Annotated in this window: 21 protein-coding genes; 14 read left to right on the top strand and 7 right to left on the bottom strand. The window is 69.1% G+C overall.

Annotated features, from left to right (window positions below):
• The first annotated feature begins 101 nt into the window (after positions 1-101).
• Positions 102-857, top strand: a complete 756-nt coding sequence (locus OF380_RS06305; RefSeq protein WP_264049914.1) for a glucose 1-dehydrogenase — start codon at positions 102-104, stop codon at positions 855-857.
• A gap of 83 nt (positions 858-940) precedes the next feature.
• The gene (locus OF380_RS06300) at positions 941-1,861 is read left to right on the top strand and encodes a bestrophin family protein (protein WP_264049913.1); all 921 of its coding nucleotides are present in this window, start codon (positions 941-943) and stop codon (positions 1,859-1,861) included.
• Between the two features lie 177 nt (positions 1,862-2,038).
• On the opposite strand, the gene OF380_RS06295 is transcribed toward OF380_RS06300, so the two are convergent.
• Positions 2,039-2,458 carry a TetR/AcrR family transcriptional regulator C-terminal domain-containing protein gene (locus OF380_RS06295; protein WP_264049912.1) on the bottom strand — a complete coding sequence of 140 codons (420 nt, stop codon included), beginning with the start codon at positions 2,456-2,458 and terminating at the stop codon, positions 2,039-2,041.
• Positions 2,459-2,557: 99 nt separating this feature from the next.
• Here OF380_RS06295 and OF380_RS06290 point away from each other — a divergent pair, with 99 nt between their 5' ends.
• Positions 2,558-2,761, top strand: a complete 204-nt coding sequence (locus tag OF380_RS06290) for a hypothetical protein (protein WP_264049910.1) — start codon at positions 2,558-2,560, stop codon at positions 2,759-2,761.
• Between the two features lie 234 nt (positions 2,762-2,995).
• Here the strand turns inward: OF380_RS06290 and OF380_RS06285 are convergent, their stop codons facing one another.
• Positions 2,996-4,108: an asparaginase gene (locus tag OF380_RS06285; RefSeq protein ID WP_264049909.1), complete on the bottom strand. Its 1,113-nt coding sequence runs from the start codon at positions 4,106-4,108 to the stop codon at positions 2,996-2,998.
• A 461-nt stretch (positions 4,109-4,569) separates the two neighbouring features.
• Between OF380_RS06285 and OF380_RS06280 the strand changes: the two genes are divergently transcribed.
• The 3 genes from OF380_RS06280 to OF380_RS06270 all read left to right on the top strand — a co-directional run bounded on the left by OF380_RS06280 (position 4,570) and on the right by OF380_RS06270 (position 8,600).
• Positions 4,570-5,502: a LysR family transcriptional regulator gene (locus tag OF380_RS06280; RefSeq protein ID WP_264049908.1), complete on the top strand. Its 933-nt coding sequence runs from the start codon at positions 4,570-4,572 to the stop codon at positions 5,500-5,502.
• A gap of 190 nt (positions 5,503-5,692) precedes the next feature.
• Positions 5,693-5,995 (top strand): hypothetical protein, encoded by a 303-nt coding sequence (locus OF380_RS06275; RefSeq protein ID WP_264049907.1) that lies wholly within the window; start codon positions 5,693-5,695, stop codon positions 5,993-5,995.
• Positions 5,996-6,437: 442 nt separating this feature from the next.
• Positions 6,438-8,600: a TonB-dependent siderophore receptor gene (locus OF380_RS06270; protein WP_264049906.1), complete on the top strand. Its 2,163-nt coding sequence runs from the start codon at positions 6,438-6,440 to the stop codon at positions 8,598-8,600.
• A 51-nt stretch (positions 8,601-8,651) separates the two neighbouring features.
• Here OF380_RS06270 and panB read toward each other — a convergent pair whose 3' ends face one another.
• The 4 genes from panB to OF380_RS06250 form a co-directional block, all read right to left on the bottom strand.
• Positions 8,652-9,476, bottom strand: a complete 825-nt coding sequence (gene panB / locus OF380_RS06265; RefSeq protein WP_264049905.1) for a 3-methyl-2-oxobutanoate hydroxymethyltransferase — start codon at positions 9,474-9,476, stop codon at positions 8,652-8,654.
• 445 nt (positions 9,477-9,921) lie between these two features.
• A complete protein-coding gene (locus tag OF380_RS06260; protein ID WP_264049904.1) occupies positions 9,922-10,530 on the bottom strand; it encodes a rhodanese-like domain-containing protein in 609 nt (202 codons plus the stop codon).
• 12 nt (positions 10,531-10,542) lie between these two features.
• Positions 10,543-11,394, bottom strand: coding sequence for a quinoprotein dehydrogenase-associated SoxYZ-like carrier (locus tag OF380_RS06255; RefSeq protein ID WP_264049903.1), 852 nt, complete (start codon positions 11,392-11,394; stop codon positions 10,543-10,545).
• A gap of 83 nt (positions 11,395-11,477) precedes the next feature.
• On the bottom strand, positions 11,478-12,422 hold the full coding sequence (locus OF380_RS06250; RefSeq protein WP_264049902.1) for a quinoprotein relay system zinc metallohydrolase 2: 945 nt from the start codon (positions 12,420-12,422) through the stop codon (positions 11,478-11,480).
• A gap of 132 nt (positions 12,423-12,554) precedes the next feature.
• Here OF380_RS06250 and OF380_RS06245 point away from each other — a divergent pair, with 132 nt between their 5' ends.
• The 6 genes from OF380_RS06245 to murC all read left to right on the top strand — a co-directional run bounded on the left by OF380_RS06245 (position 12,555) and on the right by murC (position 18,536).
• Positions 12,555-13,151, top strand: coding sequence for a TetR/AcrR family transcriptional regulator (locus OF380_RS06245; protein ID WP_264049900.1), 597 nt, complete (start codon positions 12,555-12,557; stop codon positions 13,149-13,151).
• Between the two features lie 40 nt (positions 13,152-13,191).
• Positions 13,192-14,175, top strand: coding sequence for a CobW family GTP-binding protein (locus OF380_RS06240; RefSeq protein ID WP_264049899.1), 984 nt, complete (start codon positions 13,192-13,194; stop codon positions 14,173-14,175).
• A 123-nt stretch (positions 14,176-14,298) separates the two neighbouring features.
• Positions 14,299-14,526, top strand: a complete 228-nt coding sequence (locus OF380_RS06235; RefSeq protein ID WP_264049897.1) for a hypothetical protein — start codon at positions 14,299-14,301, stop codon at positions 14,524-14,526.
• Positions 14,527-14,788: 262 nt separating this feature from the next.
• Positions 14,789-15,955 (top strand): FtsW/RodA/SpoVE family cell cycle protein, encoded by a 1,167-nt coding sequence (locus OF380_RS06230; protein WP_264049896.1) that lies wholly within the window; start codon positions 14,789-14,791, stop codon positions 15,953-15,955.
• Positions 15,952-17,061, top strand: a complete 1,110-nt coding sequence (gene murG, locus OF380_RS06225) for an undecaprenyldiphospho-muramoylpentapeptide beta-N-acetylglucosaminyltransferase (RefSeq protein ID WP_264049895.1) — start codon at positions 15,952-15,954, stop codon at positions 17,059-17,061. Before OF380_RS06230 ends, murG begins: the two co-directional genes overlap by 4 nt.
• A 59-nt stretch (positions 17,062-17,120) precedes the next feature.
• On the top strand, positions 17,121-18,536 hold the full coding sequence (gene murC, locus OF380_RS06220) for a UDP-N-acetylmuramate--L-alanine ligase (RefSeq protein ID WP_264049894.1): 1,416 nt from the start codon (positions 17,121-17,123) through the stop codon (positions 18,534-18,536).
• A gap of 7 nt (positions 18,537-18,543) precedes the next feature.
• On the opposite strand, the gene OF380_RS06215 is transcribed toward murC, so the two are convergent.
• Positions 18,544-18,933: a helix-turn-helix domain-containing protein gene (locus tag OF380_RS06215; protein WP_264049893.1), complete on the bottom strand. Its 390-nt coding sequence runs from the start codon at positions 18,931-18,933 to the stop codon at positions 18,544-18,546.
• On the opposite strand from OF380_RS06215, the gene OF380_RS06210 reads away from it, so the two are divergent.
• Both OF380_RS06210 and murB read left to right on the top strand, forming a co-directional pair.
• Complete coding sequence (locus OF380_RS06210; protein WP_264049892.1) at positions 18,932-19,264, top strand: hypothetical protein; 333 nt, start codon at positions 18,932-18,934, stop codon at positions 19,262-19,264. The two genes, OF380_RS06215 and OF380_RS06210, sit on opposite strands and share 2 nt — an antisense overlap.
• Entirely contained in the window at positions 19,261-20,199 is a 939-nt protein-coding gene (gene murB / locus OF380_RS06205; RefSeq protein WP_264049891.1) for a UDP-N-acetylmuramate dehydrogenase, read from the top strand. The genes OF380_RS06210 and murB overlap by 4 nt, the downstream gene beginning before the upstream one ends.
• Positions 20,200-20,446: the final 247 nt, after the last annotated feature.

Genomic DNA, 20,446 nt, shown 5'->3' with positions numbered 1-20,446 from the left:
CGGAGTGGCGATTTCAGGGATCGTCCAAGGGTGAGCGCGACGCCTTCACCCTCGGTGCGACGCCCGGATCCAATCCCGGCCCCACGCGAGGAGATTCCGCCATGTCCCGCCCCGACCGCTTCACCGACAAGGTCGCCTTCATCACCGGAGCCGCCAGCGGCATCGGGCGTGCCACCGCCATCGCCTTCGCTCAGGAAGGGGCGCGTGTCGCCCTGATCGACCGGGCGGAGGATGCGCTGCAGCCGGTGGCGGATGCGATCCGGGCGACCGGCGGCGCGGTGCTGGCCATCGCCTGCGACGTCGCGGTTCCGGAGCAGGTCGAGGCGGCGGTCGCGCGGACCGTCGCGGTGTTCGGCCGCCTCGACATCGCCTTCAACAATGCCGGGGTTGAGAACGAGGCCGCACCGGTCGCGGAGATCGCGCTGGAGGCGTGGGACCGGATCCTCGATATCAACCTGCGCGGCACCTTCGTGTGCATGAAGCACGAGATCGCACAGATGCTGCGCCAGGGTGGCGGTGTGGTGGTCAACACCGCGTCGGGGGCAGGCATCCGGGGCGTGGCGGGCGGCGCGAGCTACGCCGCGTCCAAGCATGCGATCATCGGCCTGACCAAGTCCGCCGCCCTCGACTACGCCACCTCGAACATCCGGGTGAATGCCGTCCTGCCCGGCAACATCGAGACGCCGATGATGGACCGCTTCACCGGCGGCGACATCCGGAAGGCGATCGCGCTGGAGCCGGTCGGGCGTTTGGGCCGGCCAGAGGAAATCGCGGAGGCGGTCCTGTGGATGTGCTCCGATCTCGGGGCGTTCGTGACCGGCGCCTCGATCTCGGTCGACGGGGGCTGGTCGCTCTGAGCGCCGGATCCGTGAACGCGAGAGGGGCGCGCGGACGACGTGGCGCGGTTGCGGGACAAGCCGTGGCCTGAGAAGACGGTGCGATGATCGTCCGTTCGCGCCCGAGCCTGTTCGACATCCTGTTCACCCTGCGCGGCTCGATCCTGCCGCAGGTGGCCCTCAAGGTCCTGGGGATCACCGGGATCGCGGTCGTGGTGGTGGCGGTGGAGCGGCGCTGGCCGGAGGCGTTCCCGATCACCGCCGGGGTCGGGCCCTTCACCCTGATCGGAATCGCGCTGTCGATCTTCCTGAGCTTTCGTAACAGCGCCTGCTACGACCGCTGGTGGGAAGGGCGCCGGGCCTGGGGCAGCCTCGTCGTCGAGGCGCGGGGGCTCGCCCGGCTGCTCAACGCCCTGCTGCCGGATGAGGCCGAGGCCTCCCGGCGCGGCCGCGCGCTGCGGCGCCTCTCGGCCTTCGCGCATGCCCTGCACGCCCAACTGCGCGGGGGCGAGCCCGCCGTCGCGGCCGGGCCCTGGCTCCCGGCGGACGAGGCCGGGGCGCTCGCCGGGCATCCGAGCGCGGCGGACGCGATCCTGGCCCGGCTGACCGCCGACCTCGCCGAGGCGTATCGCCGGGGCGCCCTCACCGACGTGCTGTTCGCAACCCTGGAGCACCGGATCGCGGCGCTGGCCCAGGTCCAGGTCGTGTGCGAGCGCATCCAGAACACCCCGCTGCCCTTCGCCTACACCCTGCTCCTCTACCGCACGGCCTGGGTCTACTGCCTGCTCCTGCCCTTCGGTCTCGCCGCCTCTCTCGGCTGGGCGACACCGGTGGCCACGGCGCTCGTCGCCTACACCTTCTTCGGTCTCGATGCGCTCGGTGACGAACTGGAGGAGCCGTTCGGCCTCGCGCCGAACGACCTGCCGCTCGACGCCCTCCTGCACACCATCGACGGGATCGTGCTCGACGCGCTGGGCGAGACAGCGCCGCCGCCGCTGGAGCCGCAGCGCTATCTGCTGACGTGAGGGGGCGTGCCTGGAGTTCTGAGGGGTGGTGTCTTCGGGTGTGGTCCGGGATGGGTGGGGATGCGCCGGACCGCTTCGGGCTGGCCGCTGGCGATTGCGCCTCTGGTGAGGATCGTCGGCGTCCTCGTACGGGGTCGAGCGAAGGCTAGGCCGCATCAGAGGGAACCGCTGCGGCCTTCACTCGGCGAGCCATCCGGCCTTCGAGAGGAGGTCGATCGCCTCGGAGACCCTTCGTGGGGCTTCCGCTTCGAGCCTCATGGAATCGTCGCCGAGCAACGCGCGCATCTGATGGGGGACGAACACCAGATCGATGAACGTGCTCGCCACCGTCGAGGCACGGTCGATTGCTTCTGCCGTTGCGTTCTCACCCGCTATCGCCGTGGCGACGCAGTACACGCCGCTATCCCGGCCGATCCGGTCAGCCAACTTGGCGAGCTCCGGCATCCGGTGCGCAGTCGTGACGACCACGCGCATCAAGGCGACCACCTCGAAGCTGAGTGCCTGTGAGAGCAAGGCAAGCCCCACTGCCTGCAGCCGATCCGGGAGAGGCAGGTGCCAGGGTACTTCGCCGGACGGGAGCAGCGTCCGGTCCACCATCCTTCGCACCACGGCCGTGAACAGCTCTACTGGCTCCCCAATGCCGGACCAAGCTCCGCGCGCTTCTATTAGGAGGCCGCGCAGGAGATGAGGAGGGGCATGCCGTCCGCCCCCGTACCCCTACCGGCCGGCGTCAGCCTGTTCCCTGGCGAACAATTGCGCCTGTCCCGCCGCTGGGCGGAGAAACGTTTCGCCGACCTTCGTTTCTTCGCCGAAGCGGAGCGTGGAGGGCACTTCGCAGCCATGGAAAACCCGGCGGCGTTCGTGGAGCATATCCGGGCGACGTTTCGCATGATGCGGTGATCGGAGAACGGATCGGGTTCGCGCGACGAACTCCGGGCGTGCGGCCGACGGCACACTCCAGAGCCATCACACAACGTCGCCGAGGCGGTCGAACGAAGATCGACCGCGCGACGCACCCGGCAAGGCGGGCGCGTCGCGAACAACGGCTTTTGGGAACGATGCTGGCTGCCGTGAACGGTCGGGTCGGGTCCGCAACGGACACCGAACATCGCCCCCGCCATCGACCCGGGCCGCTCAATACTCCCAGAAGATCCGCTGCAGCTCCTTGGAGTCCTGCGTCTTCGTCAGCGCCACGGCGGCCAGGATCTTGGCCTTCTGCGGGTTCAGGTCGTGGGCCACCACCCAGTCGTACTTGTCGTCGGGCTGCTCGGCGTTGCGCAGGACGAAGCCGTCGCCGACGCGGGATGAGCGAATGACCTGAACGCCCTTGGCGCGGAGGTCCTTCAGGGTGTCGACGAGGTAGCCCGCCACCGAGCCGTTGCCGGTGCCCGCGTGGATGATCGCCTTGGCGCCCCCCGCCACCGCCGAGGTGTAGGGCTCGGGGTGCATGTTGCCCGAACCGTACACGATGGCGACCTCGGGCAGGCTGTCGATGGCGTCGATGTCGAACTCGGAGGTCGTGCCGTGGCGCTTGACCGGCGCGCGGAACCAGTAGGTCTTGCCCTCCACCACCATGCCCAGCGGGCCCCACTGGCTGAAGAAGGCCGAGGGCTTGATGTTGACGCGCTTGGTGGTGTCGCGGCCCGCCTGGATCTCGTCGTTCATGGTCAGGAGCACGCCCTTGGCGCGGGCATCCTTGGCGCCCGCCACGGTGACGGCGTCGAGGAGGTTGAGGGCGCCGTCCGCAGAGATCGCGGTCGAGGGGCGCATCGAGGCCACCATCACGATGGGCTTGTCGGTCTTCACCACGAGGTCGAGGAAGTAGGCCGTCTCCTCCACCGTGTCGGTGCCGTGGGTGATGACGATGCCGTCGACATCGTCGCGCTTGACCAGCGCGGAGACCTTCTTGGCGAGCTCGATGAGCTGGGCGTTGGTGAAGCTCTCGGAGGCGATCTGGAAGGCCTGCTCGCCGCGGACGTCGGCCACGCCCGCGATCGCCGGCACGGCCGCGATCAGCTTGTCCACCGGCACCTTGGCGGCCTGGTAGGTGGCGCTGTTGGCGGCGTCCGCGCCGGCCCCTGCGATGGTGCCGCCGGTGGCGACGATCACGACGCGGGGTTTTCCCGAGGCGGCCGGTGCGGTGGTCGCCGTCCCGGGCTTGGCCGGGATCGGCCCCTCCAGCGCCAACGCGGGCAGGGCGGCTCCGGCCATCAGGGCCATCAGGGCAATCGGCAGGCTACGGCGCATGGGTGAGTCCCGGGTCGTTTCGGAGCTGGCATTGTGGCCCGAGGGGTTCGCGAGGCCCAGCCGAAAAAGACGGCGAAGGCGGCTCAAAACCCATCCATTCGAAACAGATGATCCGCAGCGTCATGGGCCTCCCGGCACGTGGTCGGAAGGCTCGTGGTCGCAAGGCTCGTGGTTGGACCGCGTCGCTTCGGGGAGGGACGCGGGCTCATGGGTTACGGCGGGTCTGGTCCGGACACCGGGACGCTGTCGCCGGCGAGGCGATCTCCATCGCCGTCAGGGGTTTTGATCGTCGCGGCCCGGGCCATGGCCCGTGAGGGCGGCAACCACACGGCGGCGCTGATGCGCGTGGTACGAAGGGGCATGAGCGAGGCTCGCCTCGGCGGGGCGAAGGGCCCGAGGCCCTTGCCGATGGGGCAAAGATGCTGTGCACCACGGCATGGACTGAACGGAACGGACCGATCATGACGATTGACCACGTCGATCTCTCCCGGGTCGACCTGAATTTGCTGGTCGCCCTCGACGCGCTCCTGGCCGAGCGCAGCGTCACCCGGGCCGCCGCCCGCATCGGCATCGGCCAGTCGGCGATGAGCAGCAGTCTCGCGCGCCTGCGAACCCTGTTCGCCGACGAACTCCTCACCCGCGCGCCCGAGGGCATGCGCCCGACGCCCCGGGCCCTCGCGCTGGCCGAGCCGGTCCGGACCCTGCTGCGGCAGATCCAGGCGCTGGTGCGGCGCGACGCCGAGTTCGACCCGCGCACGGTGACACGCACCTTCACCATCGGCCTGCCGGACAGCGCCGAGGTGCTGATCGGCCCGCGCCTGCTGGCCCATCTCCGGGCGGAGGCGCCGGGGATCAGCCTGCTCCTGCGCTCCATCGACCGCATCCGCATCCTGCAGGAACTCGATGCGGACCGGGTCGACCTCGGTATCGGCTTCTTCTCGGAGGGGCAGACGCACCACAAGCAGCGCCTGCTTTATCGCGACCGCTACCTCTGCATGTTCAACGCCGGCCTCGTGGGCCTGACCCCGCCGATCTCGCTGGACGACTACCTGCGCTTCCCCCACGTGCTGACCAGCCTTAAGGAGACGGCGCACGGGGTGGTGGACGATGCCCTGGCCCGGCTCGGGCGCAGCCGCACCCTGGCGGTGACGACGCCGCGCTTCCTGGCGGTGCCGTTCCTCGTGCGCAGCGCCCCCGTGCTCACCACCATGCACGCCCGCCTCGCCACCTTCTTCGCGGGGGCGCTGGGCCTTACCGTGAGCCCGGCGCCGGTGGAGCTCGAGGACGTGGCGATCTCGATGCTCTGGCATGCCTCCTACGACGACGATCCCGCCCATCGCTGGCTGCGCCGGACGCTCCTCGCGCTGGTGGAGGAGCCGACCGGCACGATCTGACCCGACGCCCCGGGAACCGCCACGCCAGCGGCACAATCCTGCGTGATCTGCGGAATCCGCGTGAGGGATCGCACAGGGGAGCGATGCGAAACGACGGGGACGCTTACCGTTCATCAATCGTTCGGTGATTCCGTTCCACGGTGACGCTTCTGATCTGACACACGCTCTTCGGGATCAAGGGAACGGAGCTATGAAGAATTCGCTGGTCGCGGCCCTCGTGGCCGCCACGGTCGCCGTCGCGGCGGTCCCAAGCGCCCAGGCGCGCGACGGCATCAGCCCGGGCGGCGCGGCCGCCCTCGGCGTGCTCGGCGGTCTCGCGATCGGCGGCGCCATCGCCTCCTCGCAGAATGACGGCGGCTACTATCCGGGCCGCCCCGTCTACCGCGCCCCGCGCCCGGTCTATGTCGAGGAGGAGGTGTGCCACATGGAGCGCCGCGGTTACGTGGACGCCTACGGCTACGAGCATATCCGCCGCGTCCGCGTCTGCGAGTAGAAAGACGGCCCGCGCGGCGCTCGCCGCGCCTTCGATGCCCGCGAGAAGACGGCCCCGCCCCTCCGGCGGGGCCGTTCTCGTTTCGGCCGCGCCGCCGCTGGTGCTCACAACCCGATGGCGGGATGGGGATCGCCCCCGCGGGTCGCCGCGTAAATCCGGCGTGGCACCCGTCGGGTACAGATACGATCATTGAGTTGTGTTCGTGTTTCCTGCAACCGGCGGACCGGTCGCTCGGCAGCCCGCTACATCATTGTACCAATTCTAAAATGTTGCTTTGCCATCACGACGTTGAACCTTGAATTACAGCCAGCGTATTGTCCGTTGACCGGTCCGGCTTTTCGTTCCAACTGGCGAAATACATCCGGCTTCAGGTTCGAACGTGCCGCTTCTCCTCACATCTTCGTCAGCGCCGAACAGCGCCTCCCGGCTCCGGGCCGCCCTGATGGGCTCTGTCGCCGCCCTCGCCACGTGGGCGGCCGGTCCGGCGGCGGCGCAGCAATCCAGCCCGCCGAGCGCGTCGAGCGTCACCCTCGACACGCTGGAGGTCGTCGGCGACCGTCGCGGCGCACCGGTGATCGGCGCGGCCGAGGATCCGCGCGGCCCGATCGCCGGATACGTCGCGACCCGCTCCGTCTCCAGCACAAAGACCGACACGCCGATCCTCCGGACTCCGCAGGCGATCTCCGTGGTCGGGCGCCAGCAGATCGACGATCAGAAGCCGACGTCGCTCGCCGAGGCGGTGCGCTACGCACCCGGTATCCGTGGCGAGACCTTCGGCGCCGACCCGCGCAACGACTGGTTCCTGATTCGCGGCTTCACCGCCCAGGAATCCGGCTACTTCCTCGACGGGCTGCAGCTCTTCACCTCGGCCTTCGCCACCTGGAAGCTCGAGCCCTTCGGCCTGGAGCGCCTCGAGATCCTGCGGGGCCCCAATTCCGGCCTCTACGGCGGCGCCAGCCCCGGCGGCATCATCAACGCGGTGAGCAAGCGGCCGCCGATCGTGCCGATCCGCTACGTCGAGACCGGTATCGACAATTTCGGCAACGCCTATGCCGGCTTCGACATCGGCGGCCCGGTGGAGGCCGGCACCGAGGGCAAGCTGTTCTACCGCCTCGTCGGCCTCGGCCGGGGCGGCGGCACGCAGGTCGATTTCGTCAACAACGACCGCTTCTTCTTCGCCCCCTCGATCACCTGGAAGCCCGACGCCGACACCTCGCTGACGGTTCTGGCCCAGGTGCAACGCGACCGCGCGGGCACACAGAACTTCCTGCCCTACGAGGGGACGGTCACGCCGGCGCCCTTCGGCTTCATCAAGACCAGCCGCTTCACCGGCGACCCGGCGACCGACCGCCTGACCCGGTCCCAGGACATGGTCGGTTACGAGTTCGAGCACCGCTTCGACAACGACATCAAGTTCCGGCAGAACGCCCGCCACGGCACCGTCACCGTCAATCTGTCGAACCGTTACGGCGGCGGCTACGTCTTCGGAGAATCCGCCGCACAGGCGAATCTCAGCCGCTTCGATTTCTTCACCCGCGGCGCGGCGGTGCAAAGCGACGTCGACAACCAGCTCATCATCCCGTTCCGCACGGGGGATGTCGGCCATACGGTGCTCGCCGGCTTCGAGTACCGCCGCTACCAGATCGACGATTTCGCAGCCTTCGGCTCCGGTCCGTCGCTGAACCTGATCCGGCCGATCTATCCCAACACGCCCCTCACCTTGCGCGCGCCCTACCAGAACGCACTGATCACCCAGAACCAGTTCGCAGCCTACCTACAGGACGAGATCACCTTCGGGAACGTCTCCCTGGTTCTCAGCGGCCGGCACGACTGGGTCGCCACGGACAACGACAATCGCATCGGGGCCAGCACCAGCCGGGACACCAGCGCCTTCAGCGGCCGCGTCGCCCTGATCTACAACGACGAATCCGGGCTTGCCCCTTACGTCTCCTATGCGCAGGGCTTCAACCCGACCGTCGGCATCAACGGCGTCACCGGCCAGCTGCTCCTGCCCGAGCGAAGCGAGCAGACCGAGGTCGGCCTGAAGTACAAGCCCCCCGGCTTCGACGGCTACTTCGCCGCCGCCCTGTTCGACCTGACCCGCTCGAACGTCGTGACCACCAACCCGCTCAACATCCAGCAGGTGGTCCAGACCGGCGCGGTGAATTCACGCGGCGCCGAGATCGAGATGGTCGCCAACCTCGCGCCGGGGCTGCGGGGGATTGCCTCCTACACCGCCTACGACCTGTCGGTGACCCGGGACCTGAACACGGCCCTCCTCGGCACGACGCCGACCAACACCCCGGAGCAGTACGGCTCGCTCTTCGTCGACTATACGTTCCAGAGTGGGGCCCTGCGCGGCTTCGGGTTCGGCGGCGGCGTGCGCGGCGTCGGGCGTTCCTTCGCCGACACGGCCAATCAGTTCCGGGTGCCGGGCTACGTCGTCGGCGACCTCGTCGCCCACTACGACTGGGAAGGCTGGCGCTTCGCGGTCAACATGTCGAACGTCTCGGACGAGCGCATCGTCAGCAGCTGCAGCTCCGTCACGGCCTGTTACTACGGCGAGCGTCGCCGGGTGCTCGGCAGCATCGGCTATCGCTGGTAGCCTCCGGGGCGCGGCGGAGCGATCCGTCGCGCCGCGCGCGCGGACGCCGTGTCAGAGCGGCGGATACGTGTGCTCCTCGGCCGGGAAGCTGCCGGAGCGGACCTCCTCGGCGTAATCCTTCACAGCGGCCTCGATCTGGCCCCGCAGGGTGCCGAAGCGCTTCACGAATTTCGGCACGCGCTCGCTCAGGCCCAGCATGTCCTCCAGGACGAGGATCTGCCCGTCGCAGGCCATGGTGGCGCCGATGCCGATGGTCGGCGTGGTGATCTCGGGGGCGGTGGCGATGGCCCGCGCCACGGGCTCGACGATGCCCTCCATCACGATGGCGAAGGCGCCCGCGTCGTTGATGGCGCGGGCATCCGCCATCAGCCGGCGCTCGCCGTCCGGATCGCGGCCCTGCACCTTGAAGCCCCCCATGGTGTTCACCGACTGGGGCGTGAGGCCGATATGGCCCATCACCGGCACGCCGCGCTCCACCAGGAAGGCCACGGTCTCGGCGAAGCGCGCGCCCCCCTCCATCTTGATCGCCCCGGCCCCCGTCTCCTTGAGCACGCGGGCGGCGTTGAGGAAGGCCTGCTGCGGGCTCGCCTCGTAGGAGCCGAAGGGCATGTCCACCACGATGAGCGCCCGCGAGGTCCCGCGCATCACGGCCTGGGCCTGGACGATCATCATCTCGAGCGTCACCGGCAGGGTCGATTCCATGCCGTGCATCAGCATGCCGAGGGAATCGCCCACCAGGATGAAGTCGCAATACGGGTCGAGGATGCCGGCGGTGTGCGCGTGATAGGCGGTCAGGGCGATGATCTTGGCGCCCTCGCTCTTCCGCTTGGCCAGGTCGATCGCATGGATACGGCGGGACTGCACGGCTTGCGACATGGAACTCCACCCGGCTGGTTCGGGCCACGGTAACGCGGCGGCCGTCTGCTGGTGGCGCCTCTATACACCGATGGCGTCGGGTTCGCGCGGCCCCCCATGACGGTCCCCACGCATTGTCGCGGGGTGCAGGGGGTGCAGTCAGTTCATCGGGACTGGACGCATGGCGTGGATCCGGGATCGCGAAGGCGATCTCCATCGGAATCGCAAGTCATCAATCTCTGGATTGCCGGACCGAAAGTCTTGCCCGCGTGTGCCGATAGCAGCGATGGCGTCGCAGCTTCAGGCTCTTTCGCGAGCGTCCCTCCCTAGACTTCGGGTCGCCGGTCGATGCCTTTATTCTGCCACGACTGAAGCTCTGTCAACTCCGATCTTCCGGCTCGGAGAGTGGGTTTCGTCGATCTGTCAGGCGCGGCCCCGAGCTGCCCCGAACCGGCGCGGGAACCGCCTAGCGCTGGGCTTCGCCCCCGGCCCGCCCGTTCGCCCAGGCCGCGTCCTCGGGAATGACCGTGGTGGGGTGGCGCTCCTGCCAGCCCTCGATGCCGTCCGGGAACCAGTGCACGCGGCCATAGCCCTGGAGCACCAGCCGCTTGGCCGCGTTCCAGCTGCCCCAGCATTCGGGATGGCAGAAGGTGACGATGGCCCGGCCCTTGTCGCCGCCCGTGAGGTCCGCCACGCGTTTGAGGAACAGGTCCTCCCGGCCGGGCTCGAGGGGCGCTGCCCCGGCATTGGCCATCCAGACCGCGCCCGGCACGGAGCGGTGGGCAGGGAGCCAGGGCCGATCGGCGGGGAAGCCGGCCGGCCGCCGATCGGCCAGGGACACGTCGAGGAGCACCGGCCTGTCGCGGGCGATCAGGGCATCGAGGGCATCGATGTCGACGACCACGGCGCCCGAGAGGGTGGCCGGAGTGTAGCCCCGCTGCGGTCCGGTCCAGATCCCATCCGGTTCGGGCACGTTGACGGGGGAATCCGCCGGACGTTCCATGGCCGGGCCGGCCGCCGTCAGGAGGAGCGCGGCGGTTCCCGCGACGGCGATGCGGAGAAGCCGCTGCCTCATCGTGCCGATCCCTCAGTTGGTCGCGCTCGGCGCCGTGAAGCTGTGCTCCCAGCGGCCGTTCTGGTTGTCCGACGCCACCACCTTGATCGGGCCTTGCACGCCGGACCGGAGCCCGAAATTGATGACCGGGTTCGCGGCGATCGAGATGTCGCCGTCGAGCGTCAGCACGGCCTGGTCCCCGCGCGTGATCGCGACCTTGTTGATGTAGCGGGCCGGGGTGTAGTCGCGGGTGATCTGGTTCATCTGCATGCCGCTGAAGTTCGGATGGCGGATCATCAGCGTCGCCTCCTGCGGGCGTCCGGGCTGGCCTTCCGCAAACTTCATCTTCATGTCGCCCATGCCCTTCATCGCCTCCTCGTCGCTCATGCCCATGGGCGCCGAGCAGCCGCCCGACGCCTTCACGAACTTCGTCGTCTCGAAGAGTTGGCCGTCCTTGGTCTCCACCACCGCGTGGATGTTGGTGTAGTTGTTCACGCGTACCCGCAGCTTGATCTCGCCGGCATCGGCCCCGGGGCCGAAGGCGATGCGTGCTGCGTAGGGCGACGGGTTGTCGTCGATGATGAGGTGGACGGCCGCGATCCGGTCCTTGTCCGGCATGGTCAGGGTGATGGGCACCAGGGAGGCATCGAGCGCCCGCACCGGTGCATCGACCTTCACCAGGCTGTCGGTCGTCCCGATTGCCTTCTCGCCGAAGATCGACTTCTGGATCTCCTTCCAGCGGGCGAGGCGCTCGGCTTCGTCGTCCGAGGCGCCGGCGGCTTGGACCGGGTGAGGCGTCACGACGGTGCCGGCGAGCGGCAGGGCCAGGGCGAGGGCCGTCAGAAGGCAGCGGGCGAGGGCGGGTTTGGCGAGCGAGCGCGTCATGGCGTTTCTCCTAGCGGGTCGTCGTTCTTGTTGTGATGGCTTCACTATTATGTGGCGCCGGGCGTGGGGGCCCTCAAGGACCCTCACTCCCACTCCAGTTCCTTGAAGGCCTGGGTGATGTTGCGGCCGTGATAGGTGTCGAACAGGACCCACCGGTCGCGCTCGGCCTGCCCGACCGTTCGCACGGCCGTTTCGATCGGCATGTCCGCTGCGATCGCCGAGCGGGTCCCGTCGCGGAGGGTGGTGAGATAGCGGGTGAGGTCGTCGAGGGCCGGAGCGAGGTCGACGAGGGTCGGCCCGTGGCCCGGCACAGCCTTGGCCGCACCGGTGGCGCGCAGCCGTTCCACTTCCTTCAGCCAGCCGGTGAGGCTGCCGTCGAGGGAGGGGATGCGGGTGACGAAGAGGAGGTCGGCCGGAAACAGGATGCCGCTGGCAGAATCGCGGAGGGACAGGTCGCAGTTCGTATGCGCCACGCCGTGGGCCCTGACGTGCAGCGTACGCCCACCGAGGTCGATCTCAGCCGCATCCGCCACTTCGAGGGTGGGATAGACGACGGGACCGACCCGCTCGGGCCCGAGGATCTCGGCGAGGCGGCCGCGATAATAGTCGCCCCGCGCGTCGAGGGCGGCCCGGAGCGCGGCATGCCCCACATAGACCGGCTTGTCCTGCGCGAAGGCTCCCGCCCCGAAACAATGGTCCGGGTGGACATGGCTGAGCACCACGTGGCTGATCGGCTTGTCCGTGCGCTTGACGATCTCGGCGCGCAGCCAGGCGCCGTCGGCGAGGCTGCCGCCGGATTCGGTGACGAGCACCGATCGGTCGCCGATGATGAAGCCGATATTGGCGATGGCGTCGTCGTTCTCGCGGGTCGCCTCGGTGTCGGGCCCGCGCCGGATGAAGATGCCGGGGCCGACCTCGCTCAGGTCGAAACCCTCCGCGCGGCCGAGCGTCGGCAGGCAGCAGAGGCACAGGCCTCCGAACAGGGCACCGCGCCGCGTTGCGCCCAGCCGGACCGCATCCGTCCGCATGGTGTTCCTCCGATCTTCTTTCTACCAAGTAGTAGGTAGATTTTCGATCCCGTCAACGGCATAGACAAGCGTGTGGGGCTACGGGCGATCACGGTCTCGCGTGGACGCCGGCGCGGAGGGATTGGCTGGACGATGAGGGACACCCGGGCCGAACTCCTGCTGCAGGGCGAGGTCCTCGTGCGTCGGCGGGGCTATGCGGGCTTCAGCTACGCCGACCTCGCCGAGGCGGTGGGGATCCGCAAGGCGAGCATCCACCACCATTTCCCGACCAAACCGGATCTCGCCCGCGCCCTCGTGGCGGCTTACGACGCGCGCTATGACGCGGCGCTTGCCGCAATTCTCTCGGACGAACCGAATGCGATCGGGCGGATCGCGGCCTACGGGCGGCTCTATCTCGGTGGCGTCGAGGCCGGGCTCGGCTGCCTCTGCGCTGCCCTGGCGATCGAGGGGGAGGCCCTGCCCGAACCCGTGCGCGCCGAGATCACGCGTTTCTTCGAGAAGCACATCGCCTGGCTCGAGGCGGTGCTGACTGCGGGGATCGCCACGGGTCAGGTCCGCGCCGGCGTGGTGCCGGCCGCCACCGCCCGCATGGTGGTGGCGACCCTGGAGGGTGCTCTCCTGATGGAGCGCCTGCTCGCCGGTCCGGCCGGGTTCCGGGACACGCTCGATGCCCTCTGCGCGGCCTTGCGGAGCGCCGGGGTTTCATCGCGGAGCGATGATACAATATAACAGGGGCAACGACGCGACCCGCGCCCTGTGAAGAGCTCCCATGTCCGACAGCCCCAACCCCACCGCCAAGATCCCCGTCACCGTGCTCACCGGCTATCTCGGCGCGGGCAAGACCACCCTCCTCAACCGCATCCTCACCGAGAACCACGGCAAGCGCTACGCGGTCATCGTCAACGAGTTCGGCGAGATCGGCATCGACAACGACCTCATCATCGGCGCCGACGAGGAGGTTTTCGAGATGAACAACGGCTGTGTCTGCTGCACCGTGCGCGGCGACCTCATCCGCATCATGGACGGACTGGTGAAGCGGCGCGGCAAGTTCGACGCGATCATCGTGGAGACCACGGGGCTGGCCGATCCCGCCCCCGTCGCCCAGACCTTCTTCATCGACGAGGACGTGGGCGCCGCCGCCCGCCTCGACGCCGTGGTGACGGTGGCCGACGCCAAGTGGCTCTCGGACCGCCTGAAGGATGCGCCCGAGGCCAAGAACCAGATCGCCTTCGCGGACGTCATCCTGCTCAACAAGGCCGATCTCGTGGAGGAGGCGGACCTCGCCCGCGTCGAAGGCCTGATCCGTGGGATCAACCCCTACGCCAAGGTCCACCGGACCGAGCGCTGCGCCGTGCCCCTGGACGCTGTGCTGGAGCGCAACGCCTTCGATCTCGGCCGCATCCTCGACATCGAGCCGGACTTCCTGGAGGAGGGCCACCACCACCATCACGACGACGAGATGCAGTCGGTCTCCGCCCGCATCGACGGCCCGGTGGACCCCGAGAAGTTCATGCCCTGGATCTCGACCCTGACGCAGATCCAGGGTCCCGATATCCTGCGCTGCAAGGGCATCGTCGCCTTCCCCAACGAGCCGCAGCGCTTCGTTTTCCAGGGCGTCCACCAGATCCTCGACGGAGACCTGCAGGGGCCGTGGAAGGACGACGAGCCCCGCGTCTCGCGGGTGGTGTTCATCGGGCGCAAGCTCGACCCGGCCGAAATCCGCGCCGGGTTCGAAGAGTGCAAGGCGGCCTGACGGGAAGGTTTGCGCGACGGCCTCCGGCGAACCGATCGCGGGGCGGGGCATTGTCCGTACGGTCGCCGCGCTCCCGCGAGGGGCGCGGCGTCGCCGAAGGCCTCCCGTGATCCGAGCCCCGCGATGATCCTGCGCCAACTCTGCCTGACCGGCCTCCTCTGCGTCGCACCCCTGCTCCTCGCGACGAGCGCGATGGCCGGGCCGGGGCAATCCTACCCGTTCCAGCAGGGCGGGGCCGCGCGGTTCTGCCGGCCACCGCTCAAGTTCGCGGCCGGCGCCTGCGTCCGGCAATGTCCGGCGGGTTACCGCGACACCGGCCGCACCTGCCGCTTCAAGTCCATGCACCGCTGAGCCGGTTCGCGTCGGCGGGCCGACGCCTCACCCGGTTTGGGCGGCTCGACGCAGGTTTCCGCTGCAGAGGACGGGACCCTTGCTGCGACGCCTGCTCGGGGTGGTCCCTGATCGCGACTGCCTCAGCGGCCGGCCAAACGGCGTTCCCGCAAGACTTGGTTTACCATTCCGGCACAGGATCGTTTTCGTGCCGGCGTGACGCTGCCGGCCGCGATCGGCTGCCCGGACCGGGCGCCGTGAGGCCCCGGAGAGCGCTGATCCCATGATGTCCCGCGCGGAACGCACGCCCCTGACCGACTGGTGGTGGACCGTCGACCGTGGTCTGCTGGCCGGCCTCGGCGCGCTCATGGTGGCGGGGCTGGTCTTCCTCATGGGTGGCGGCCCGCCCGTGGCGGAGAAGATCGGCCTGCCGACCTTCCACTTCCTCAACCGGCAGGCACTGTACCTCGCGCCGACCCTCATCATCATCGTTGCCGTGTCGTTCCTGTCCCTGCGCCACATCCGGCGCGTGGCCCTCTTCACCTGGATGATGGGAGTGGCGCTCTGCATCCTGGCCGGCAAGTTCGGGCCGGAGATCAAGGGCGCCCACCGCTGGATCCAGTTCGGGCCCTTCGGCCTGCAGCCGTCGGAATTCGTGAAGCCCGCCTTCGTGGTGGTGGCCGCCTGGGCCTTTTCGGAGGGCGCGCAGCGCCGCGACATGCCGGGCGGGTTCCTGGCGATCCTGCTCCTGCCGGTCACCATCGTGCCCCTCGTGCTCCAGCCGGATTTCGGCCAGACCATGCTCATCACCATCGTGTGGTGCGCGCTGTTCTTCGTGGCCGGCCTGCACTGGTTCTGGGTGGCGGGTCTCGGTGTCCTGGGCATCCTCGGCGTCGGCGTCGCCTATCAGTTCCTGCATCACGTGCGCGACCGCATCGACCGGTTCATGAGCACGGAACCGGGTGAGAACTTCCAGGCCTTCTGGGCGCAGCAATCGTTCAATTCCGGCGGCTGGCTGGGTGTCGGACCCGGCGAAGGCCTCGCCAAGCGCCACCTGCCCGACGCGCATACGGACTTCCTGTTCTCCGTCGTCGGCGAGGAATTCGGTGTCCTGATCTGCCTCGGCCTCGTGTTGCTGTTCGCCTACCTCGTCATGCGGGGCCTCAAGCTGGCCCGCCGCACCGACGACACCTTCTCCCGCCTCGCCATCACCGGGCTCGTCACCCTGTTCGGGATGCAGGCCTGCATCAACATGGCGGTGAACGTCCAGCTCATGCCGGCCAAGGGCATGACCCTGCCGTTCGTCTCCTATGGCGGCTCGTCGATGCTGTCGCTGGCGCTGGGCATGGGATTCCTCGTGGCCTTGACCCGCAAGCGCCCGCGCACCACCACCCTGAGCCAGAAGCCGCCGGGCACCGCCCCGGCGACCATCGCCGGAGTGATGCGTTGACGGTCGCGACAGCCACGATCCTGCTCTGTGCCGGGGGCACGGGCGGGCATCTCTTCCCCGCCGAGAGTCTCGCCCACGCCCTGCGCGCCCGGGGCGTGCGAGTGGTGCTGGCGACCGATGCCCGCGTGGATTCCATCGCCGCCGGCTTTCCGGCCTCCGAGATCGTCACCATCGCCTCGGCGACCCCCTCCGGGCGTTCCCTGATCCAGCGCGGCACCGCCTTCCTCACCCTCGGACGTGGCTTCGGCGTCGCGGCCCGGGAGATCCGTCGGATCGATCCGGCGGCCATCGTGGGCTTCGGCGGCTATCCCACCGTGCCGCCTATGCTCGCCGGACAGCTCCTGCGCGTGCCGACCATCCTGCACGAGCAGAACGCCGTGATGGGTCGGGCCAACGCCTTCCTGGCACGGGGCGCCCGCGCCATCGCCACGGGGTTCCGGGAGGTGCGCGGCGTGCCCGCGAAGGCCCTCGCCCCACGGACCCATACCGGCAATCCCTTGCGCCCGGCGGTGCTCGACGCGGCGCGGACCGCCTATCCGCCATCGGCCCCGGGCGATCCGCTCCACCTCCTGGTGTTCGGCGGCAGCCAGGGCGCCCGCGTGATGGGCGAGGTCGTGCCGAACGCCATCGCCAACCTGCCGGCGGACCTGCGCGCGCGCCTCCACCTCGTGCAACAGGTGCGGGCCGAGGACCTGACGCAGGTCCAGAACCTCTATCTCGGGCTGGGGCTCGCCGGCTTCGAGGCGGCGCCCTTCTTCAAGGACCTGCCGGCCCGCATGGCGGCCGCCCACCTCGTCATCGGGCGCTCGGGCGCCTCGACGGTCTCGGAACTCGCCGCCATCGGCCGGCCCGCGATCCTCGTGCCGCTCCCCGGCGCCCTCGACCAGGACCAGGCGGCCAACGCCGCGACCCTCAGTGCTATCGGTGCGGCGCAGGCCATCGTCCAATCCGCCTTCACGCCGGACCGCCTCACGGCGGAACTCGTCGACCTCTTCACGAACCCTGAAAAATTGACCGCGGCGGCCTCAGCGGCCAAAAGCGCCGGAATTCATGATGCCGCCGAGCGGCTCGCCGACATCGTCGTGGCGACGGCGGCGCGTACCTGAACCTCTTCGTTCGAGCCGGCCCGCCCGGTTCCCGATGCCCCTGAGACTGGTCCTGTTCCATGAAGCTGCCCGATAAGCTCGGCCCCATCCACTTCATCGGCATCGGCGGCATCGGCATGTCCGGCATCGCCGAGGTGATGCACAACCTCGGCTATACGGTGCAGGGGTCGGACGCCAACGACAACGCCAATGTCCGCCGGCTCGCCGAGAAGGGCATGCGCACCTTCATCGGCCACGAGGCCGGCAACGTCGAGGAGGCCGCCCTGGTGGTGGTCTCCACCGCGATCCGCCGCGACAATCCCGAGCTGGTGGCCGCCCGCGAGCGCCGCCTGCCGGTGGTGCGCCGGGCCGAGATGCTGGCCGAACTGATGCGCTTCAAGTCCTGCGTCGCCATCGCGGGCACCCACGGCAAGACCACGACGACCTCCCTCGTCGCGACCCTGCTCGATGCCGGCAATCTCGACCCCACCGTCATCAACGGCGGCATCATCAACGCCTACGGCACCAACGCCCGCATGGGCGAGGGCGAGTGGATGGTGGTGGAGGCCGACGAATCCGACGGCACCTTCCTGAAGCTGCCGGCCGATGTCGCCATCGTCACCAACATCGATCCCGAGCACCTCGACCATTTCGGCTCGTTCGAGGCGGTCAAGGATGCCTTCCGGCGCTTCATCGACAACATCCCGTTCTACGGGTTTGCCGTGATGTGCATCGATCACCCCATCGTGCAGGATCTGGTCGGCCATATCGAGGATCGCCGCATCATCACCTACGGCGAGAACCCGCAGGCCGATGTCCGCCTCCTCGACGTGGACCTGCGCGGCGGCCAGAGCCGTTTCCGCGTCATGATCCGCGACCGTCGCCCGGGCTTCCGCCTGGAGATGGAGGACCTCGTCCTGCCGATGCCGGGCAAGCACAACGCCCTGAACGCCACCGCGGCGCTCGCCGTCGCGCACGAACTCGGCGTCGAGCCGGAGGCGATCCGCAAGGCGCTGGCCGGCTTCGGCGGCGTCAAGCGCCGCTTCACGAAGACGGGCACTTGGAACGGCGCCCTGATCTTCGACGATTACGGGCACCATCCGGTGGAGATCAAGGCGGTGCTCAAGGCCGCGCGCGCCTCGACCGAGGGCAACGTCATCGCCATCGTGCAGCCGCACCGCTACACCCGGCTCGCCTCCCTGTTCGACGATTTCTGCACCTGCTTCAACGATGCCGACACGGTGATCGTGGCCCCCGTCTACGCGGCCGGCGAAGCGCCGATCGAGGGCATGGACCGCGACGGCCTCGTCTCGGGCCTCAAATCCCGCGGCCACCGCGACGCCATCGCGCTCCAGCGCTCGGAGGATCTCGCCGGCATCGTCGCCGGCCGCGCCAAGGCCGGCGACTACGTCATCTGTCTCGGCGCCGGCAACATCACGCAATGGGCCTACGCGCTGCCGGGCGAACTCGCCGGTCTGGATGGTGTGACGGCGTGAGCCCGGCCTACGCGTCGGCGCCTTCCGGGATCAGATCCTCCGCCTCGACGCCCAGTGCGCTCGCGAGGGCGCGGTAGACGATGACGTCGCCCGCGCGTTCTCCCCGCTCCAGGGCCGCCAGAAAAGCTTCGGTAACCCCACCGAGGTTCGCCAGGGCATTCCTGGTCAATCGCCGGCGTGTTCGCCAGAAGGCGAGGGCACTCGGCGCTTGGCGCAGGGCATCGAGGTCGGAATCACCCAGCACCTCGTCGGCCCCGCCCGCAAGCCGCGTCTGGGAGGCCTGTAGCGTCCGCGCGTCCATCGCGTCCTCGGCCAGGGCGATGAGGCGCTCGAACTCCGCTTCCGGCAAGATCACGATGGCCTCGCCCGAGGGGGTCTTGGTGCGCACGATGGTCATGTCGATCTTCCTGGCCGTAGATCGAGCCGTGCGGGCCGATGTCGTGCACCATGATCCGTTCCGGCTCGATCGTGACGATCACCCGCCAGTCGCCGACCCGAAGGCGGTAGCCCTCGGTACCCTTCAGAACTTCGATGTTGTTCGCGAGCGCTTCCGGCCTTTCGGCGTGGAGGCACGGCTTTTCACGAATGAGCGCCTCTGTCCTGGGCGGCATCCGGGTGAGGACGCGCGCTGCCAAGCGCGTGTAACCGACCGTCCGGCCCACCACGCGCCTTCGCTCCTCATCTTGCAACTCTTAGATGTTATGCCAGAAAAGTACCAACTCCAATGACCATTTTTCCGGACATCACCCCCGATATCCGTGCCCGGGCGCCGGCCCTGCGCGGCCGGCTCATCGCCAATCAGCCGCTCTCGGACCTGACCTGGTTCCGAGTGGGGGGACCGGCCCAGGTCCTGTTCACGCCCGCAGACGCGGAAGATCTCGGCCTCCTGCTCGCGGCCCTCGATCCTGGGATGCCGGTCACGGTGATCGGCCTCGGCTCGAACATCATCGTGCGTGACGGCGGCGTGCCGGGCGTCGTGGTGCGCCTCGGCGGCAAGGCCTTCGGCACGGTGGCGATCGACGGCGAGACCCTGCGGGTCGGCACCGCGGTGCCCGATATGCGGCTGGCCAAGACGGCGGCCGAGGCCGGTCTCGATGGGCTCGCGTTCTTCCGCGGCATCCCGGGCTCGGTCGGGGGCGCACTGCGCATGAACGCCGGTGCTCATGGCGGCGAGACCACCGACGTGCTCGCTGAGGCGCACGGCGTCGACCGGCAGGGCAACCTGCGCCGCTTCACCCATGCGGAGATGGGCTTCGCCTATCGCCACAGCAGCGCCCCCGACGACGTGATCTTCACGCATGCGGTGTTCCGCGGCCGGCCCGGCGACCGCGCGGCCATCGAGGCCGAGATGGAGCGGGTGACGGCGGCGCGCGAGGCGGCCCAACCGATCCGCGAGCGCACCGGCGGGTCCACCTTCAAGAACCCGCCCGGAGCCAAGGCCTGGCAACTCGTCGACGCGGCCGGCTGCCGGGGCCTCACGATCGGCGGCGCGCAGGTGTCGGAGATGCACTGCAACTTCCTGATCAACCGCGACAACGCCACGGCGGCCGATATCGAGGGGCTCGGCGAGGAGGTGCGCCGGCGCGTGCGCGACACGTCCGGTGTCGACCTGCACTGGGAGATCAAGCGGATCGGTCTCGATGCGGACACGGCACGCCGATAGAACGTCCGAGTCCGGCGATCCGGCCGGCGATCGGTCCTCGGAGCCGGCGCATCATGGCTTTCATCGAGTGAGATGCGCATGATCACCGACGTCGAGGAGCCGGACACGGTGCAACTCGCGGACGAAGACCCCTTCCTGGCCTTCACGGAATGGGGCGGGCAAGCCGATGACGAGGCCTATGCGGGCCTCTGAGGCGGTCCGCGCCGCCTTCGTCCGGGACCGGAAGCGACCCGTTCCCAGATCCTAT

The sequence above is a fragment of the Methylobacterium sp. FF17 genome (assembly GCF_025813715.1).
Classification (GTDB): Bacteria; Pseudomonadota; Alphaproteobacteria; order Rhizobiales; family Beijerinckiaceae; genus Methylobacterium; species Methylobacterium flocculans.
The sequence above is the reverse complement of the archived record's forward strand: the minus strand, read 5'-3'. Positions and strand labels throughout refer to the sequence as shown.

What these genes read in the sequence shown, in the direction of transcription:
- OF380_RS06240 (WP_264049899.1), top strand. Translation starts at nt 13,192, where the DNA reads ATGTCCGACAGCCCCAACCCCACCGCCAAGATCCCCGTCACCGTGCTC.
- OF380_RS06270 (WP_264049906.1), top strand. Translation starts at nt 6,438, where the DNA reads ATGGGCTCTGTCGCCGCCCTCGCCACGTGGGCGGCCGGTCCGGCGGCG.
- OF380_RS06295 (WP_264049912.1), bottom strand. Translation starts at nt 2,458, where the DNA reads ATGGTGGACCGGACGCTGCTCCCGTCCGGCGAAGTACCCTGGCACCTG.
- murC (WP_264049894.1), top strand. Translation starts at nt 17,121, where the DNA reads ATGAAGCTGCCCGATAAGCTCGGCCCCATCCACTTCATCGGCATCGGC.
- OF380_RS06285 (WP_264049909.1), bottom strand. Translation starts at nt 4,108, where the DNA reads ATGCGCCGTAGCCTGCCGATTGCCCTGATGGCCCTGATGGCCGGAGCC.
- murB (WP_264049891.1), top strand. Translation starts at nt 19,261, where the DNA reads ATGACCATTTTTCCGGACATCACCCCCGATATCCGTGCCCGGGCGCCG.
- OF380_RS06260 (WP_264049904.1), bottom strand. Translation starts at nt 10,530, where the DNA reads ATGAGGCAGCGGCTTCTCCGCATCGCCGTCGCGGGAACCGCCGCGCTC.
- OF380_RS06245 (WP_264049900.1), top strand. Translation starts at nt 12,555, where the DNA reads ATGAGGGACACCCGGGCCGAACTCCTGCTGCAGGGCGAGGTCCTCGTG.
- OF380_RS06250 (WP_264049902.1), bottom strand. Translation starts at nt 12,422, where the DNA reads ATGCGGACGGATGCGGTCCGGCTGGGCGCAACGCGGCGCGGTGCCCTG.
- panB (WP_264049905.1), bottom strand. Translation starts at nt 9,476, where the DNA reads ATGTCGCAAGCCGTGCAGTCCCGCCGTATCCATGCGATCGACCTGGCC.
- OF380_RS06305 (WP_264049914.1), top strand. Translation starts at nt 102, where the DNA reads ATGTCCCGCCCCGACCGCTTCACCGACAAGGTCGCCTTCATCACCGGA.
- OF380_RS06235 (WP_264049897.1), top strand. Translation starts at nt 14,299, where the DNA reads ATGATCCTGCGCCAACTCTGCCTGACCGGCCTCCTCTGCGTCGCACCC.
- OF380_RS06290 (WP_264049910.1), top strand. Translation starts at nt 2,558, where the DNA reads ATGCCGTCCGCCCCCGTACCCCTACCGGCCGGCGTCAGCCTGTTCCCT.
- OF380_RS06230 (WP_264049896.1), top strand. Translation starts at nt 14,789, where the DNA reads ATGATGTCCCGCGCGGAACGCACGCCCCTGACCGACTGGTGGTGGACC.
- OF380_RS06255 (WP_264049903.1), bottom strand. Translation starts at nt 11,394, where the DNA reads ATGACGCGCTCGCTCGCCAAACCCGCCCTCGCCCGCTGCCTTCTGACG.
- OF380_RS06300 (WP_264049913.1), top strand. Translation starts at nt 941, where the DNA reads ATGATCGTCCGTTCGCGCCCGAGCCTGTTCGACATCCTGTTCACCCTG.
- OF380_RS06280 (WP_264049908.1), top strand. Translation starts at nt 4,570, where the DNA reads ATGACGATTGACCACGTCGATCTCTCCCGGGTCGACCTGAATTTGCTG.
- OF380_RS06275 (WP_264049907.1), top strand. Translation starts at nt 5,693, where the DNA reads ATGAAGAATTCGCTGGTCGCGGCCCTCGTGGCCGCCACGGTCGCCGTC.
- OF380_RS06215 (WP_264049893.1), bottom strand. Translation starts at nt 18,933, where the DNA reads ATGACCATCGTGCGCACCAAGACCCCCTCGGGCGAGGCCATCGTGATC.
- OF380_RS06210 (WP_264049892.1), top strand. Translation starts at nt 18,932, where the DNA reads ATGTCGATCTTCCTGGCCGTAGATCGAGCCGTGCGGGCCGATGTCGTG.